This window comes from Congregibacter sp., from assembly GCF_965660375.1.
GTDB lineage: Bacteria > Pseudomonadota > Gammaproteobacteria > Pseudomonadales > Halieaceae > Congregibacter.
The window spans coordinates 20,763-37,065 of sequence record NZ_CBFHZO010000091.1; the positions used below are offsets into that span (position 1 = coordinate 20,763).

At 60.0% G+C, this 16,303-nt stretch carries 14 protein-coding genes and 1 other RNA gene; all 15 read right to left on the reverse strand.

Annotation, left to right across the window (positions count from 1 at the left end; genetic code table 11):
• Positions 1-60 precede the first annotated feature (60 nt).
• The gene (ftsA, locus tag ACTG3T_RS08460; RefSeq protein ID WP_439101832.1) at positions 61-1,293 is read right to left on the reverse strand and encodes a cell division protein FtsA; all 1,233 of its coding nucleotides are present in this window, start codon (positions 1,291-1,293) and stop codon (positions 61-63) included.
• Entirely contained in the window at positions 1,293-2,108 is an 816-nt protein-coding gene (locus ACTG3T_RS08465) for a cell division protein FtsQ/DivIB (protein ID WP_439101833.1), read from the reverse strand. The genes ftsA and ACTG3T_RS08465 overlap by 1 nt, the downstream gene beginning before the upstream one ends.
• The gene (locus ACTG3T_RS08470) at positions 2,108-3,055 is read right to left on the reverse strand and encodes a D-alanine--D-alanine ligase (protein ID WP_439101834.1); all 948 of its coding nucleotides are present in this window, start codon (positions 3,053-3,055) and stop codon (positions 2,108-2,110) included. The genes ACTG3T_RS08465 and ACTG3T_RS08470 overlap by 1 nt, the downstream gene beginning before the upstream one ends.
• Entirely contained in the window at positions 3,052-4,476 is a 1,425-nt protein-coding gene (gene murC / locus ACTG3T_RS08475) for a UDP-N-acetylmuramate--L-alanine ligase (RefSeq protein WP_439101835.1), read from the reverse strand. The genes ACTG3T_RS08470 and murC overlap by 4 nt, the downstream gene beginning before the upstream one ends.
• Entirely contained in the window at positions 4,473-5,546 is a 1,074-nt protein-coding gene (gene murG / locus ACTG3T_RS08480; protein WP_439101836.1) for an undecaprenyldiphospho-muramoylpentapeptide beta-N-acetylglucosaminyltransferase, read from the reverse strand. The genes murC and murG overlap by 4 nt, the downstream gene beginning before the upstream one ends.
• Positions 5,543-6,709 (reverse strand): putative lipid II flippase FtsW, encoded by a 1,167-nt coding sequence (ftsW, locus tag ACTG3T_RS08485; protein ID WP_439101837.1) that lies wholly within the window; start codon positions 6,707-6,709, stop codon positions 5,543-5,545. Before ftsW ends, murG begins: the two co-directional genes overlap by 4 nt.
• A complete protein-coding gene (gene murD, locus ACTG3T_RS08490; protein WP_439101838.1) occupies positions 6,706-8,055 on the reverse strand; it encodes a UDP-N-acetylmuramoyl-L-alanine--D-glutamate ligase in 1,350 nt (449 codons plus the stop codon). Before murD ends, ftsW begins: the two co-directional genes overlap by 4 nt.
• Positions 8,056-8,075: 20 nt before the next feature.
• Positions 8,076-9,158 carry a phospho-N-acetylmuramoyl-pentapeptide-transferase gene (gene mraY / locus ACTG3T_RS08495; RefSeq protein WP_439101839.1) on the reverse strand — a complete coding sequence of 361 codons (1,083 nt, stop codon included), beginning with the start codon at positions 9,156-9,158 and terminating at the stop codon, positions 8,076-8,078.
• Positions 9,152-10,528, reverse strand: a complete 1,377-nt coding sequence (locus tag ACTG3T_RS08500) for a UDP-N-acetylmuramoyl-tripeptide--D-alanyl-D-alanine ligase (RefSeq protein WP_439101840.1) — start codon at positions 10,526-10,528, stop codon at positions 9,152-9,154. The genes mraY and ACTG3T_RS08500 overlap by 7 nt, the downstream gene beginning before the upstream one ends.
• On the reverse strand, positions 10,525-12,000 hold the full coding sequence (locus ACTG3T_RS08505; protein ID WP_439101841.1) for a UDP-N-acetylmuramoyl-L-alanyl-D-glutamate--2,6-diaminopimelate ligase: 1,476 nt from the start codon (positions 11,998-12,000) through the stop codon (positions 10,525-10,527). The genes ACTG3T_RS08500 and ACTG3T_RS08505 overlap by 4 nt, the downstream gene beginning before the upstream one ends.
• Entirely contained in the window at positions 11,997-13,721 is a 1,725-nt protein-coding gene (locus tag ACTG3T_RS08510) for a peptidoglycan D,D-transpeptidase FtsI family protein (RefSeq protein ID WP_439101842.1), read from the reverse strand. The genes ACTG3T_RS08505 and ACTG3T_RS08510 overlap by 4 nt, the downstream gene beginning before the upstream one ends.
• Positions 13,718-13,996, reverse strand: coding sequence for a cell division protein FtsL (ftsL, locus tag ACTG3T_RS08515; protein WP_439101843.1), 279 nt, complete (start codon positions 13,994-13,996; stop codon positions 13,718-13,720). Before ftsL ends, ACTG3T_RS08510 begins: the two co-directional genes overlap by 4 nt.
• The gene (gene rsmH / locus ACTG3T_RS08520) at positions 13,993-14,919 is read right to left on the reverse strand and encodes a 16S rRNA (cytosine(1402)-N(4))-methyltransferase RsmH (protein ID WP_439101844.1); all 927 of its coding nucleotides are present in this window, start codon (positions 14,917-14,919) and stop codon (positions 13,993-13,995) included. Before rsmH ends, ftsL begins: the two co-directional genes overlap by 4 nt.
• Positions 14,920-15,375, reverse strand: a complete 456-nt coding sequence (gene mraZ / locus ACTG3T_RS08525) for a division/cell wall cluster transcriptional repressor MraZ (RefSeq protein ID WP_008294505.1) — start codon at positions 15,373-15,375, stop codon at positions 14,920-14,922.
• 468 nt (positions 15,376-15,843) lie between these two features.
• Positions 15,844-16,283, reverse strand: an RNA gene (gene rnpB, locus ACTG3T_RS08530) — RNase P RNA component class A.
• Between the last annotated feature and the right edge of the window lie 20 nt (positions 16,284-16,303).

Sequence of the window (16,303 nt, forward strand, 5' to 3'; positions counted from 1 at the left end):
TTTCTTCCCCTTTATTAACGTCACCTCACGGTGACCTCTCTTCCCCAAAAAACCTGTGTCTTAAAAACTGTCGCGAAACCATCGTGACAGTCGTGTCCACCACGGCTCTCCTGTGGCCCGCGGCGCACCACCGTGCCCTTCTCCTGCATGGCGACTGCCATAGAGGAGTAAGCCCACCGAGGTGGAATAAATCGGATTGCGAACAATGTCAGCCAGCCCATCAATGCTCTGCGGATAACCCACGCGCACGGGCATGTGAAAAATCTCCTCGGCAAGCTCCGACGCTCCCTCCATCTTGGAAGTACCACCGGTTAACACGATGCCCGAGGGAATGAGATCTTCGAAACCAGAGCGCCGGAGTTCGGCCTGGATGAGCGTGAACAGTTCGTCGTAGCGGGGCTCCACTACCTCGGCGAGGGACTGCCGTGACAGGTCCCGGGGCGGACGGTCGCCCACGCTGGGTACCTTGATCGTTTGGTCCGCACCCGCGAGCTGGGTCAGTGCGCAGGCGTAGCGAATTTTTATTTCCTCAGCGTACTGCGATGGCGTACGCAGGGCCATGGCGATGTCATTGGTCACCTGATCCCCCGCGATGGGAATGACCCCCGTGTGCCGGATTGAGCCCTCGGTGAAAATGGCAATATCTGTTGTGCCGCCGCCAATATCTACCAGACACGCCCCCAGCTCCCGCTCGTCGTCAGTGAGCACGGAATAAGAAGATGCGAGCTGCTCGAGAATAATGTCCTCGACCTCCAAACCGCATTTACGGATGCATTTTTCGATGTTCTGCGCAGCGTTCACGGCACAGGTCACCAGGTGAACCTTGGCCTCCAGCCGCACACCGGACATACCCTGGGGCTCTTTAATGCCCTCCTGGCTATCAATGACGTACTCCTGGGGCAGCACATGGAGCACCTTCTGATCCGCGGGAATCGCAACAGCGCGAGCCGCATCGATCACACGCTCGAGATCCTGACTCACCACCTCCTGTTCCTTGATAGCCACGATGCCGTGAGAGTTGAGGCTTCGGATATGAGATCCCGCGATACCCACATACACGGAATGAATCTGGCAACCCGCCATGAGCTCCGCTTCATCAACCGCCCGCTGGATGGACTGCACCGTGGAGTCAATATTGACTACGACACCCTTCTTCATGCCCTTTGAAGGATGAGACCCGATACCGATCACTTCGATGCTGCCATCGGCCAGCACTTCGCCCACGATCGCAACCACCTTAGAGGTGCCGATATCCAGTCCGACAATCATTCGTCTGTCTTTTGCCGCCGCCATTACTGTCTACCTACCTGGGGGTTTTCCGTCAGCCCCGCCAACTGCGGGGTCTGGTCAAACGCTACGGCAGCGCCGCCGTCGTAGCGCATATCGACGCGCCGCACCAGGCGGTCGGCATCCTTGAGATCGTTTTTCCACAACAGCAGAAAGCGCTGCAACCTGAGAGAAAAGTCATGGTCCCCAAGTTGCAGCTCAAGCCCGTTATCCAAACGCGCATAAAGCTGCCCATAAGCATCTTCACTAAGAGCCGTGGGCGTCAGCTGCAGAGGCCGCAAGCGCTCAAGGAGACGCTGATAGTGATTCATGAGTCGTCCTTCACTACCTTCTGGGCCGCGGATCTCCGGCAGATCCTGCCAGCGCTCCCCATCGGTTACGCCAATAATGCGCGCCTCGTGATTCAAAAAGGCCTCATCACCCCAACGCGCTATGGGAAGTTGCTCTACGACGCTCACCTCCAGAGTGTCGGGAAACCGGCGGCGAAGCTCGGCGGTGTAAACCCAGGGCAGGGCTTCAAGCGTTCCCTGGAGGTCACTGAGACTGAGAAACAGAAGTCCGCCATCCAGATGGCCGGAAAGCGCGTCACGGAGGGCCTCCTGGCGCAAATTCTCAATTTTTCCAGTGACAACAATGCGCTCTACGGGAACACCGCGCAGCGCCTCCATACCCAGATAGAAAACCACCGCAAGGACCATAAGCGCACTGAAGGGCAGCAAAACGCTCACCCCGCTTTGCAAGCGCGTAAGAAGCACCCTGAGTCGCGAGGACACAGTTATCTTCTTCTGCCGACGACGGGTGTTTCTGCGCGATGCCGCCATCAGCCTTCCCTCCCCTTGAGCGATGTCCCGGCTTGCCAGGACAGCAGTAAAATCTCTTCAACAAGCTCCAGTAGTGACAGACCCGCAGCGGTGGCTGCCATGGGCACCAGGCTATGGTCCGTCATGCCCGGGATGGTATTGACCTCGAGAAGCTGAAAGTCGCCCCTGCTGTCACGCATAAGATCGACCCGCCCCCAGATGGAGCAACCGAGAGCCGCGAAGGCCGACCGGGCAAGGTTGCAAAGCTTCTTTTCTTCGGCGTCGGTGAGGCCGCAGGGAATGTGGTACCGCGTACTGCTGCCTTTGTATTTGGCTTCGTAGTCGTAGAACTCCCGGGTGGCCTCAATGCGAATAGGAGGCAAGGCTCGCTCGCCGAGAACGGCAACGGTGTACTCCGGCCCGTCAATAAACTGTTCGGCAAGAATCCGTTCACCGTAAACTGCGGCAGAATCACGAGCTGCTGCAAAGGCATCTGGCGTAGCAACCCGCGTCATTCCGAGACTGGAGCCTTCAGCGCTCGGCTTGATGAATGCGGCACCCCACTCCGACAGCAGAGCGGCTGCATCAGTGTGCCCATCCACCGAAACAAAATTCGCCGTGGGCAGCCCCAGGGATCGCCACAACTGCTTGCTGCGCAGCTTGTCCATGGCCAACGCGGACCCGAGCACATCGCTGCCTGTTCCCACGACACCCATGCTTGCAAGGAGGCCCTGCGTCGCACCGTCTTCACCGCCCACGCCGTGTTGGATATTGAAGGCAATATCCATGTCCTCGAGACGCGCCCACCAGCGGGGCTCACCGGTATCCAGGGCAAGGGGCTCGTAGCCACCGTCCCGAAGGGCATTCAGCACAGTATCGGCACTGGCGAGGGAAACCACCCGCTCGCCGGAGGCTCCGCCGAAAAGCACAGCAATCCGAAGTTCACGGAGACGAGCGAGGGCACTCACAACAACACCTGCGCGTCGCGAAGCTTGTTCGCCAGTCTCGCAATGTCACCGGCACCCTGGGTAACCAGGATGTCGCCCGGCTCCAGCACGTCGGCCAGCAGGGTGGGGACTTCCAGGGCGGTGGGTGCGTACAGCGGATCCAGCTGCCCACGCTGGCGAATGGAGCGCGCCAGGGAGCGACTGTCGGCACCCGCGATGGCCTCTTCCCCCGCCGGATACACCTCCAGTAGCAAAAGAAAATCCGTCTCGGACAGCACGCTCACAAAGTCGTCGTAGAGATCTCGCGTGCGGGTAAAGCGATGGGGCTGGTACACCATGACTACCCGGCGGTCCGGCCAGGCCTGCCGTGCCGACGCCAGGGTGGCCGCGACCTCGGTGGGGTGGTGGCCGTAATCGTCTACCAGCGTCACTTCATGCTCGCCGATCTGTATGTTGTCAAACACACTGAAGCGCCGCCCCACACCGCCGAAGTTCGCAAGAGCATCCTGAATTACCGCATCGTCAATACCCTGATCCGTCGCCACAACCACCGCCGCTGTGGCATTGAGCACGTTATGAGGGCCCGGCATATTCAGGCTTATTGCGAGCGGCGGATGGGAGTCAGGGCGCTCGACCACAAAGCGCGTCGACAGCCCGTCCGGCTCCAGGTCGCTAATGCGGTAATCCGCGTGTTCACTGAAGCCATAGCCAAGAATGGGGCGACCGAGATCCGCATCCAGTCCGGCCAGCACAGGGTCGTCCACACAAAGCACAGCGAGACCGTAGAAGGGCAGGTTATGAAGAAACTCAACGAAGGTGCGACGGAGCTCTGCAAAGTCACCACCGTAGGTTTCCATGTGGTCCGCTTCAATATTGGTCACCACGGTCACCATGGGCTGCAGATGCAAAAACGATGCATCACTCTCATCAGCCTCAGCGATGAGAAAGCGCCCCGTGCCCAGCTGCGCGTGGGTGCCGGTGCTGTTAACACGCCCGCCAATTACAAAGGTGGGATCCAGATCCGCGGCGGCAAAGACCGCGGCGATCAGACTGGTTGTTGTGGTTTTACCGTGCGTACCCGCTACCGCAATACCGTAGCGATGGCGCATCAATTCCGCGAGCATTTCCGCACGCCGGACAACGGGGATGCGCTGCTCCCGGGCGGCGACCAGCTCGTCGTTGTTCTCGCCCACGGCGCTGGAAATCACCACCACATCGGCGTCGCTCACAGCTTCCGCACGATGGCCAATGGTCACGGAAACGCCCATGGTTGCGAGATGGCGGGTAACCGCACCCTCCATAAGATCAGAGCCACTCACAGAGAAACCCAGATTGACCAGCACCTCGGCAATGCCACTCATTCCACTACCGCCCACACCCACCATATGGATACGGCGTACCCGGCGCATTTCAGAGGATCCTGGAACAACGGCTGCCGTCATCGCGTCAGGGCCTCCGCACGATCGGCAATGGCCGCCGTGGCATCCGGTCGAGCGCAGGCGGCCGCAGCACGGGACATGGCTGCCAGCCCCTGAGGGTCATCAAGAAGTTTTTGCAGCGTTGACTCCAGCTCTCCCGCCAGGTCCGCCTGTGGCAGCAATACCGCTGCACCTGCATCAGCCAGAAACCGGGCATTGGCACTCTGGTGATCATCAATGGCATAGGGCAAGGGAACAAGAATGGATGGCCGCGCCGTTACCGCAAGTTCGGCAACGGTTAAGGCGCCGGCACGGCAAATCACCAGCTGCGCCCAGGCGTAGGCCTCGGGCATGTCTTCCAGATAAGGCTCCACCTTCCACCGGGTGTTCGTGACCGCTGCGTAGTTGTTCTGCGTTGCATCGGTATGCGTGGGGCCACACTGGTGACGCCATTCGCACTTGTCGCCCAGGGCCGCTGCCACGGCGGGAATCGCATCATTGAGGGGGCGCGCGCCGAGACTTCCCCCAAGCACCAATACCCTTAGCGGCGTCGCGGAATTGGGCATCCACGGAAATTCCTTCGCCACAGGCAGTAAATCCTTGCGCACCGGGTTACCCAGATATTGCGCCTTGGGATACTCCGTGAGCACCTCGGGAAAACCCGTCACGATCGCCGAGGCCATCCGCGCCAGTGCGCGATTCGCGCTCCCGGGCACCGCGTTCTGCTCCTGAAGAAGTAAGGGTCGCCGGGTCAACCATGCGGCGCAGGCAGCAGGAAAGGACGCATAGCCTCCCATACCCACCACCAACGCCGGCCTGAAGCGCAGCATTAACCACAGCGACTGCAGCAAAGATATCCCCAACAGCACGATGGCCAGCAGTTGCTGAAGGAGGCCCTTGCCTCGCAATCCTCGCATGGGCAACGGCACAAACTGTATTTCAGCGCCAGGTACCACCCGCGCCTCCAGGCCACGGCGGGTACCCACCCAGGCCAGCCGAAAACCGCGCTCGCGCAAATCCAGCGCCACGGCCAGCGCGGGATAAACGTGTCCTCCCGTGCCGCCAGCGAGCATCAAAGCCAGAGGAGCGCTCATCGCTTGCGTCCCCGCTTTGGCTGCTGGCGCTCGTGAGCAACGCGGAGCACCATGCTCAGAAGCACACAGGCGGTGATGAGGCTGGTTCCGCCATAACTGATCAAAGGCAAGGTCAAACCTTTGGTCGGCAAAAGCCCGGCACTCACCCCCATGTTGACAAAGCCCTGCCCAGAGAACATCAGCGCCACGCCGAAACACAGATAGGCAGAAAACAGCTGCCCGTCCTTTTGCGCCTGACGACCGAGATAAAAGATCCGCAGCACCAGCGCCAGAAACAGACTGATCAGAAGGAAGGCGCCCACAAACCCCGTCTCTTCCGCCCAGATAGAAAATACAAAATCTGTATGGGCTTCAGGCAGGTAAAACAATTTCTGCACACTGTTGCCCAGTCCTACGCCGAACCACTCGCCGCGACCAAACGCAATGAGCGACTGGATCAGCTGAAAGCCCGAGCCGAAGGGGTCTGCCCAGGGGTCGGTGTAGGCAATGAGACGTTGCAGCCGGTAAGGCGCTGCCTGAATAAGTAAGGCGCCCAGAACACCGGTGGCCGCAATGATCAGGCTGAGATGGGTCAATCGCATACCCGCCAGGAACAGCATCCCGAAGGCCGTAGCAAACATAATGACCACCGCGCCAAAATCCGGCTCAGCCAACAGCAGTACCGCAACCAGACCGAGAATCATGAGCGGGCGCAAAATGCCCTGCCAACTTTCCTGCAGGGTTTTGCCCTGGCGAAGCAGGTATCCAGACAGATAAACGATCATCGCCGCTTTGGCGAGCTCCGAGGGCTGGAGGGTCATGGAACCCAGGGCCAGCCAACGCTGGCTGCCGTTGACGTTGCGACCTACGCCGGGAATCAGTACCAGAATCAGCAGCAGACTGGAGAGGAGCAATAGCAGCCAACCGCTGCGGTACCAAAACTCCACCGGCACCTGGTAGCACACGAAACCGCTGATGAGGGCCAGCGCGAGGTAAATAAGATGGCGGATACTGTGATGCCACATATCGCCGTAGCTGGCTTCGGCATAGCCCACGGAGGCGGAGCTAATCGCAATCAAACCGATGAGCAGCAGAGCCGCAGCAATAGCCATAAGCATCAGGTCCGGGAGGCGCCCGGTATCAACGGAGACGCTTACAGTGGAGGTGGCAGCGGCGCTAGTCATGCCGGGCCCTCCGCCAGGACCAACGCCTTGAAGAACTCACCGCGGGCCCCGTAGCTTTCGAATTGATCGAAACTCGCGCAGGCGGGAGACAACAGAACGATATCGCCGGGCTCCGCTGTCTTCCTCGCCAGATCCACCGCGGCGTCAAGCGTTCCTGCGTGCACAAGATCGCTCGCATCACCCAGCGCATCGGCCATGGTCGCAGCCGCCTCGCCAATAAGCAGGACCTTGCCACAGTGAGCCGCGACAGCGGATTTAAGCACCTGAAAATCCGCCCCTTTATCTCGGCCACCGGCAATAAGAATGAGGCGATGGGATGCACCCAGACCCTCGATCGCCGCGAGCGCCGCCGCGACGTTGGTCGCCTTGGAATCGTTAATCCAGCGCACACCATCGTGCTCCAGTACCAGCTCACAGCGATGCTCCAAACCCGGGAACTCACAAAGCACGGTGAGCATCGCGGCTCGTGGAAGATCGATAGCCGAACCCAACGCCAGCGCAGCGAGGGCATTGGCGAGATTGTGACGACCGGGTAAAGCGAGCTGTGAGGCTTTCAGCAGAGGCTCAAAACCTTTTACCAGGGTCAGCTCACCATCGATGTCGCGGAGGCCAAAGCCTTGGAGGTCGGGCTCGCCCAGACGCCAGCTTAGCTGCTGCCGCCCCGCTGCGAGGGGAGGAATGGTCAGCGGGTCATCAAGGTTAAAGACCACCGTATGACAGCCATTAAAAATTCGGTGCTTGGCCTGGTGATAGCGCGGCATGCTGCCGTGACGATCCAAATGATCCGGTGTCACATTGAGCACCGTCGCCACCTCAAGATTCAGCGCACCAGCACGCTCCAGCTGAAAGCTCGACAACTCCAGCACGTAGAATTCATTGTCGTCGTCCAGGAGATCCAGCGCCGGCACACCCAGATTGCCGCCAACGCCCGCCGTGTATCCGGCAGCCCTGACCATCGCCCCCAGCATCTCGGTGACCGTAGACTTGGCGTTGGACCCCGTAATACCGATGACCGGCGCTTTCGCCGCAGCAACAAAGAGATCGATGTCACCGCAGAGATGTGCGCCTGCTTTCACCGCCTCCTGCAACCAGGGCTCATCAGGCGATATCCCCGGGCTCACAATTAACTCTGCAGCGGTGTTCAGAACATCCTGCGCGTCGCTGCCGACCATCACGGGCACCTGGGGCAGCTCAGCGCGAAGCTCCTTGAGTCCCGGGGGTTGCTCCCGGGTATCAACAATGGTGAATTCCTCTTTGCTGCGGGCAAGGTAACGGGCTACGGACAGGCCCGTAACACCAAGACCCACAACCACCTTGCGACGCGTACTGCTGATAAGAGACGACATGTTTTTCGCTATCTCCCCCATTACCGCAGCTTCAAAGTGGCAAGACCGAACAGCACCAGCATTACCGTAATAATCCAGAACCGGACGATAACGCGGGGTTCGGGCCAGCCTTTTAATTCGTAATGGTGATGAATCGGTGCCATGCGGAAAAGGCGCTTGCCGGTGAGTTTGAAAGACGCCACCTGCAGAATCACGGAGACAGTCTCCAGGACGAAGATGCCGCCCATAATGAAAAACACTATCTCGTGACGGGTAATCACGGCGACGGTTCCCAGAGCTGCGCCGAGGGCGAGAGCGCCCACATCACCCATAAACACCTGCGCGGGGTAGGTGTTGAACCACAGAAAACCCAGACCAGCGCCGGCAATACCGCCGCAGAACACCGACAGCTCACCGCTGCCCGCTACGTAAGGGATCTGCAGGTACTCCGCGAAGTTCACGTTACCCGTCAGATAGGCGATGAGCCCCAGCGCCGTTCCCACGAGCACCGTCGGCAGAATCGCCAGACCATCGAGACCGTCGGTGAGGTTCACCGCGTTGCTGGCGCCGACGATGACGAAGTAAGCCAGCACAACAAACGCCGCGCCCATGGGTATCGCGATATCTTTAAAAAAGGGAATGAACAGCTGGGTTGTCACCGGACTGTCCGCGTTCAAAAACAGATACAGCGCGGCAGACAGGCCAGCCACCGACTGCCACAGATACTTCCATCGCGCCGGCAGCCCGCGGTGATTGCGTTCCACGACCTTGCGGTAGTCATCCACCCAGCCCACGGCCCCGAAGGCGGCGGTTACCAATAGAGCAACCCATACGTAGGCATTGGACAGGTCCGCCCAGAGCAGGGTGCTCACAGCGATGGCAACGAGGATCAGCGCACCGCCCATGGTGGGAGTGCCGGATTTTTCCAGATGGGACTCAGGGCCATCACTGCGCACCGACTGCCCCACCTGGTAATAGCTGAGACGGCGGATCATCACGGGACCCACGAGGAGGGAAATCAGCAGTGCTGTTCCCGCCGCTAGAATGCCCCGCAGCGTCAGATACTGGAACACCCGGAACGCCGATTCGAACTGCGCCAGATAGTCCGCCAGGATCATCAGCATAAGCCGCCCTCCCCGGCTGTCTCACGAATGGCCACCAACACTGACTCCATGGCCGCGCCCCGCGATCCTTTCACCAGCAGGATGTCACTCTGCAACAGCAATGCCGGGAGAGCCGCTGTCAGCGCATCTCGCGTCGGGTACCACTGCGCCGTCGATCCAAAGGCCTCTACAGCCGGCTTCAGGGCTTCGCCGATACCGACAAAACGGGTCACGCCCTTCTCCCTCGCCCGTGCACCCATTTCCCGATGCGCCTCGGCGCTCTCGTCGCCCAGCTCCAACATTTCGCCAAGAATCAGCACGCTGTTTCCGGCGGTTGCCGACAAGAGATCTATTGCCGCTCTCACGGAACCGGGGTTGGCGTTGTAACTGTCATCGATAAGCGTTTTATCCGTGCCCAGGCTCTCGGCATGCAAACGACCAGGCTCCGCTTCGGCACTCTCAAGACCCGTTACGATCGTCTCGAGACTGAGATCAGCCGCGGTTGCCAGCGCCGCAGCCGCGAGGGCATTGGCGACGCTGTGGCGACCGGGAAGCGAAAAATGCACGGCCTGCTGCTCACCGTTAATTCGCAGCGTGAATTCACTACCGCGCAGCCCAAGGTCCTTGAGACCGGCAATGGTGATATCGCCGCCCTGACCGAGGGAATAGCTAAGAGTGGCGGCGCCGGCACTCGCGATACGCTCTCGCCACATGGGCACCCAGGACTGATCGAGATTCAAAATAGCCGTGCCCTGCTTACCAAGGCCGTCAAAAATTTCCGCTTTGATGTCTGCCACATCGGCCACGCTGCCAAACCCTTCCAAATGGGCTTCCATGGCGTTAAGCACGGTAGTGACCGATGGCCGTGCGAGGGCGCAAAGGTGGGCGATGTCCCCGCGTCGCGTGGCGCCCATCTCAACGATGGCGTAGCGGGTTTCATCACCCAGCCGTGACAGTGTCAGCGGCACGCCAATTTCATTGTTGTAGTTGCCAGCGGTTGCCACCGTGGGCCCCGCCTGGCTGAAGATGCTCTCACAGAGATTTTTTACCGTGGTTTTGCCACAACTGCCGGTAATGGCTATTACCAGGCTCTGGGAAAAGTCGCGACTCGCCCGGCCTATTTCCGACAGCGCCGCCAGGCAGCTCGGGACCAGCAGGCAGGGAATGTTCGCATCCACCGGACGTTCCACCAGAGCTGCAACAGCGCCGTTGGCCACCGCCGCGTCAATGAAACTATGACCGTCGACACGCTCACCCGGGAGCGCCACAAAGAGACCGCCCGGCGTTATTGCACGGGAATCGATGGCGACCCCAGAGACTGCCAGTGCCGCGCCCTCGTAAGGCACACCGAGACGCTCTGCGATTACAGGCAATGTCAGCGCTGACATCATGCGGCTGACCTCGCAAGGACCTGCCGGGCAACAGAGCTGTCACTGAAGGAGAGACGCTGATCACCAATGATCTGGTAGTCCTCGTGGCCCTTACCCGCGATGAGTACGCAATCCTCTGGACCGGCGGACTCTATAGCCAGGGCAATAGCATCAGCGCGATCGGCACAGACGCGATATTCACCCTCCATCGCCGCTTCGATGTCGGCAATAATCGCCAGCGGGTCTTCGCTGCGGGGATTGTCACTGGTAATCACCGCGCTGTCGGCTAGCGCAGCAACCGCCTCAGCCATCAATGGGCGTTTACCTTTGTCGCGATTACCCCCGCAGCCAAACACGGCGATGAGCTTGCCCCCGCATTGCTCCCGTAATGCCAGCAGCACCTGACGAAGAGCATCCGGTGTGTGCGCGTAGTCCACCACCACAAGGGGGCCTCCGGCACTATGCAATGGCTCCATGCGCCCTGGCACCGGCTGCAAACTTTCCACGGCCGTCATCACCGCATTAAAGGGCACACCCGCCTGCAAGGCTGCTGTGAGTGCAGCGAGAAGATTAACAGCGTTGAACTTGCCCAGAAGAGGACAGCTCAAGGATGCATTACCCCAGGGGCTCTCCAAACGCAGCTGCATTCCGACGCTGTTCAGGCGAAGATTGCTCAGGCGAACGTCTGCCGACGCGTTGTTCAGGCCATAGCGGAGCACCGCGACCCCCGCGGGAACCTTTTCTTCAAGGACATCGCTGAAAGGATCATCCCCATTGAGAATCGCTGTGCGCAGTGAATCGAAGGCAAACAGCCGGGCTTTTGCCGCCCCGTAGGACGCCATGTCCCCGTGGTAATCAAGATGATCCCTCGTGAGGTTGGTGAAGATGGCTGAGTCCACATCCAGCCCGGCAACACGACCCTGATCCAGGGCGTGGGACGACACTTCCATACTGACAAAGGGCACCGCCTGTCCCGCCCAGGCTGCCAGAATTTCCTGCATGGCGATGGCATCGGGGGTCGTGTGAATACTGTCCCGCACGCCGACAGAGAGCGATGCTCCCAGGGTGCCAATCACTCCACAGTCGTAACCCGCACTTCGAAGTAGCTGGGCAAAAAATTGACTCACAGTAGTCTTGCCATTGGTGCCCGTGACTGCCGCCACATGCATTTGACGACTGGGATCGCGATAGTAACGCCCGGCGATTTCGCACAGCCGGTGACGTAACCGGGGGATGACCACGCAGGGAAGGGGCGTCGATGCACCGGGCAACTGGTCTTCCACCAGCGCAGCCACTGCCCCCGAGGCCGCCGCCTGCTGGAGATACGCTCTGCCGTCATGGGACTCGCCACGGAGCGCCACAAAGAGCTCGCCTTTTTGAAGCTTGCGGCTATCCAGGCACAACCCGGCGACATCAATGTTAGGCACGTCAGCCGCCATACCCTCAAGGAGCGCGGGCATCTCGCGGCAGGTATTGACGATTACAGGCGTCATGCCCCCCCTCCTGTGGCGACTGCCAGCATCGCCTCGGGCGCTTCCAGGGTCGGGGCCACGCCAAGGAGGCGCAGCGTCTCTGCCGCGACCCGGGCAAACACCGGTGCAGCCGCGGAGCCGCCGCCGTAGTTATCACCCTTGGGGCGATCCAGAACCACTACCGTGACAAACCGGGGGTCCTCAATAGGGGCCATGCCCACAAAGAGCGCCACATATTGATCATCAAGGTAACCGCCGGCGCCCACCTTGTGCACGGTGCCGGTCTTTCCGCCCACCTCGTACCCCGGCACTCGCGCTTTACGGGCAGTACCCTGGGAGCCGGTCACCTCGTGGAGTACACCACGGACCTTTGCCGCAATATCCGCATCGACAACCCGTTCGCGTCGCACATCAACGGCTTCGCGCTGCAAAAGAGAAAGCTCCGGCAGCATGCCGCCATTGGCGAAGACCGCGTAGGCCCGTGCGATTTGCAGTGGTGTGGCCGTCAGACCGTAGCCAAAAGCCAGAGTGACCTGCTCGATGGGACGCCAGCGGGGACGCTGGGGAAGGAGGCCCGCGCTCTCGCCGGGAAAACCCGTGGCAGTCGCCTGCCCCAGGCCAAAACGGTTAAACACGTCCCAGATAGGCTCATGGCCGATATCCAGGGCGATTTTGGTTATGCCCACCTGACTGGATTTCTCCACCACGCGCGACAGGGTGATCTCACCGTAATTGCGCGGATCGGGGAGCACCTTGCGGCCGACGCGAATACGCCCGGGGCTGGTATCAATAAGCGTATCCGTGTCGTAACGCCCGGACTCCAAGGCTGCTACCAGAGTGAGCGGCTTCATGGTGGAGCCGGGCTCGAAGATATCGGTGAGCGCGCGATTGCGCGTCTGACTCATGGTCACGGTACTGCGATTGTTGGGATTGAAATCGGGGTAGCTGGCGCTTGCCAGCACCTCACCCGTGTGGCTATCGATGGTGACGATGACGCCAGCCTCGGCGCCGGTCACAGTAGCGGCGCGATTCAACTCCCGGTGAAGGAGGTACTGAAGACGCAAATCAATGGAGAGTTGCAGATTGCGTCCGGGGCGCACGGGATCGATCACACCGATATCGCGCACCGCATCGCCATGGAGATCCTTGATGTAGCGTTTTTTACCCGGATACCCGCGAAGCCAGTCGTCATAGGCAAGCTCCAGCCCCGCCACGCCAGCGCCATCCACATTCGTCATGCCCACCAGTTGCGCCGCAACCTCTCCCGCAGGATAAAAACGACGGTACTCCCGCTCAGCGCGCACCCCGGAAATATTCAAGGCCAGCACTTCACGGGCGCTGTCGGGAATCAGGTGCCGGCGCAGGTACATGAACTGCTTGCCGCTGTAGCGTGCCAGCCGGTCTTCCAACTCAGCCGTAGTCAGATCAAGCGCCGAGGCCAACTCGGGCAGACGCTCGCTGCTCCCAAGCACCTTGGGGTTCGCCCAAAGGGAAATCACCGGCGTGCTCACTGCAAGGGGCTCGCCCCGGCGATCAGTGATGAGCCCACGATAGGCGGGGAGTTCGGCCGTGCGCAGCATACGCATGTCTCCCTGGCGCTTGAGGAACTCAACGCCCCGACCCATATCCAGAACCTGGAGAGACAGCACCCGCCCGATCAGCGCAATAAACATCAACACCAGCAACGCAATGACGACATTCGCCCGCCAGTGCTGCACCTGCACTTTAGCCGCCTTAGTCATTGAGCCACCAAACGGGTTTGCTCATGGCCAGGGGCGACGAGACCGAGGGTCTCTCCTGCTTCACTCTCAATGCGATAATGGGATGCCAGAGTGCTCTGCTCGAGGAGCAGACGGCTGAACTCTTCCTCGAGGTACCACCGTCGTGCTTCCAGGTCCTGGAGCTGGGCATAAAAGCCACGACTGGCGTGGGTGCTGGCGATGATCGAGAAGGCGCTGCCAAGCACCAGCACCAGTAACACCACTGTCCACCAGGGCCTGATGACCCCGGCGCTCATGCGAGCTTCTCCGCACAGCGCATGATGGCACTGCGCGATCGCGGGTTGGCTGCGACCTCACTGTCACTGGCACGCACGGCTCTACCCAGCAGGCGCATGGGCACGCCCACATCCACATCTCTCACCGGCAGGTCCCGGGGTAGCTGTGGACCGCGACTCATGTCACGAAGATGACGCTTGACCAACCGGTCTTCGAGGGAGTGGAAACTGATCACCACCAAACGACCACCGACGGCGAGCACCGACAGCGCGAGCGACAAAAGCTCGGCGAGATCATCAAGCTCACGGTTGACGTGGATACGGATAGCCTGAAAGGAACGAGTTGCGGGGTGTTTGTGTTTTTCCCAGCGCGGATGCGCCTCGCTGACAATGGAGGCAAGCTGCGCGGTTCGCGTAAGAGGTTTTTCTGAGCGTGCCTTGACGATGGCCCCAGCAATGCGTCGGGCGTAGCGTTCCTCGCCGTATTCCCGAAGCACATCGATGATTTCCTGCTCCGGTGCGGTGGCAATCCAGTCCGCAGCGGATTCCCCGCGACTGCGATCCATGCGCATATCCAGGGGCCCGTCCTGCTGAAAACTGAAGCCGCGTTCCGCCTGATCCAGCTGCGGACTCGAAACCCCGAGGTCCAGGAGGATGCCATCAACGGCGCCGTGACCCCGCTCCTTTAAAAAGGCCGGCAATGCAGCAAAAGAACCCCGGGCAAAACTGAAACGATCATCCTCGGCAAGAAGCTCCTGCGCATCCCGCTCCGCTTCTTCATCCTTGTCACAGGCGAAGAGACGACCCCGGTTATCCAGTCGACTGAGGATCTCCCGGCTATGCCCACCGCGTCCGAAGGTGCCATCAACGTAAAGGCCGGCGGGGCTGCCTACCAGCGCATCCACCGCTTCGTGCAACAATACCGTTTCATGGGAGGCCGCCATCTAGAGGGGCAGATTCATCAGCTCGTCGGGCCATGGCTCATCCGCCCCGACATCTTCCAGCGCCTTGTCGCGCTCGACAATCCAGAGCTCTTCGCTCCAGAGTTCCATCTTGTTGCCCTGCCCCACCAGCACCAGCTTTTTTTCCAGGCGGGCGTACTCGCGCAGAGACGGCGGCAGCAACATACGGCCATTACTGTCGAGCTGTATATCGGTGGCATAGCCCAGCATGAGACGCTGGAAGCGTTTTACCGCCGGGTTCAGAGAGGGTAGCTTTTGCAGGTCTTGTTCAATCTGCTCCCAGGCGGGCAGCGGATAGATACACAAACAGGAGGTCTGGGTGTCGATAGTCACAACAATCTCGCCAGCACACTGCTCAAGCAATGGCTCACGCTGACGCGCGGGGATCGCCAGGCGACCCTTCGCATCCATATTGATGTGCTGCACACCACGGAACACTTTTTATAAACCCCTTTTTTCCAGCGAATTCCACAAATCGCCAGAATTATCCACTTCTCTCCACTTCTCGACACTATAGGTGCGCGGGAAAGGACAAGTCAAGGAACAAACAGTAAAAAAGCCTGTTATTTCAGGGGTTTGGGCGCAGTTTAGGGAGGATCAGGAGGCGTTTCCAGACATTTTTCGCCGCGGTAAAAAATCACAAAAACAGCGGCCTAAGGCCTTAACCTAAGTTTTTACTTTAAGTTAAAGCTCGTTTACTTATTTTACAGCCAGGTTTTAGGCAAATTCCGTCTAAAAAGAGCTGAGGTCACCGCACGAGAAGCCCAGCGCGGCCTTTTCCGTCGCATCAGAGCCAGGATTGTCGCTGGGAACTCGCCAGGCTTGACCTAGAACGGGGTTGCAGGGGCAGTAGAGCGGCGTCGAAAAGAAAAACGGCTGCCCTAAAGGGACAGCCGCTGGAAAATTTGAAGAAGTTGGCCGATAAGCCGGGTTCTGTCGAGAACGATCATTCATCTGGGACGAGCGTCACCGCCCGCCTCTAGCGACCTACCCGAATCCACTGCGGGCCGCAGCTGATGGATTCCTATTTGGTCTTGCTCCAGGTGGGGTTTACCATCGCCACGCCTGTTACCAGCCGCGCGGTGCGCTCTTACCGCACCTTTTCACCCTTACTACCCTAACAATAGCCCTAAGCCGCAGGAACAGCCTCCAGCTGAGAACAGCCTTCAGCGGTCACACCCACAGCCCTGAGCGGTTGTATTAAAGAGAAGCGGTTTCCTTTCTGCTGCACTTTCCGTGGGCTCACACCCCCCAGGCGTTACCTGGCACCCTGCCCTATGGAGCCCGGACTTTCCTCCGTATCCTCTGTGCAAGACAGGGAATACCGCGATCGTCTGGCCAACTTCGAGCGCAGAGTAGCTGCACC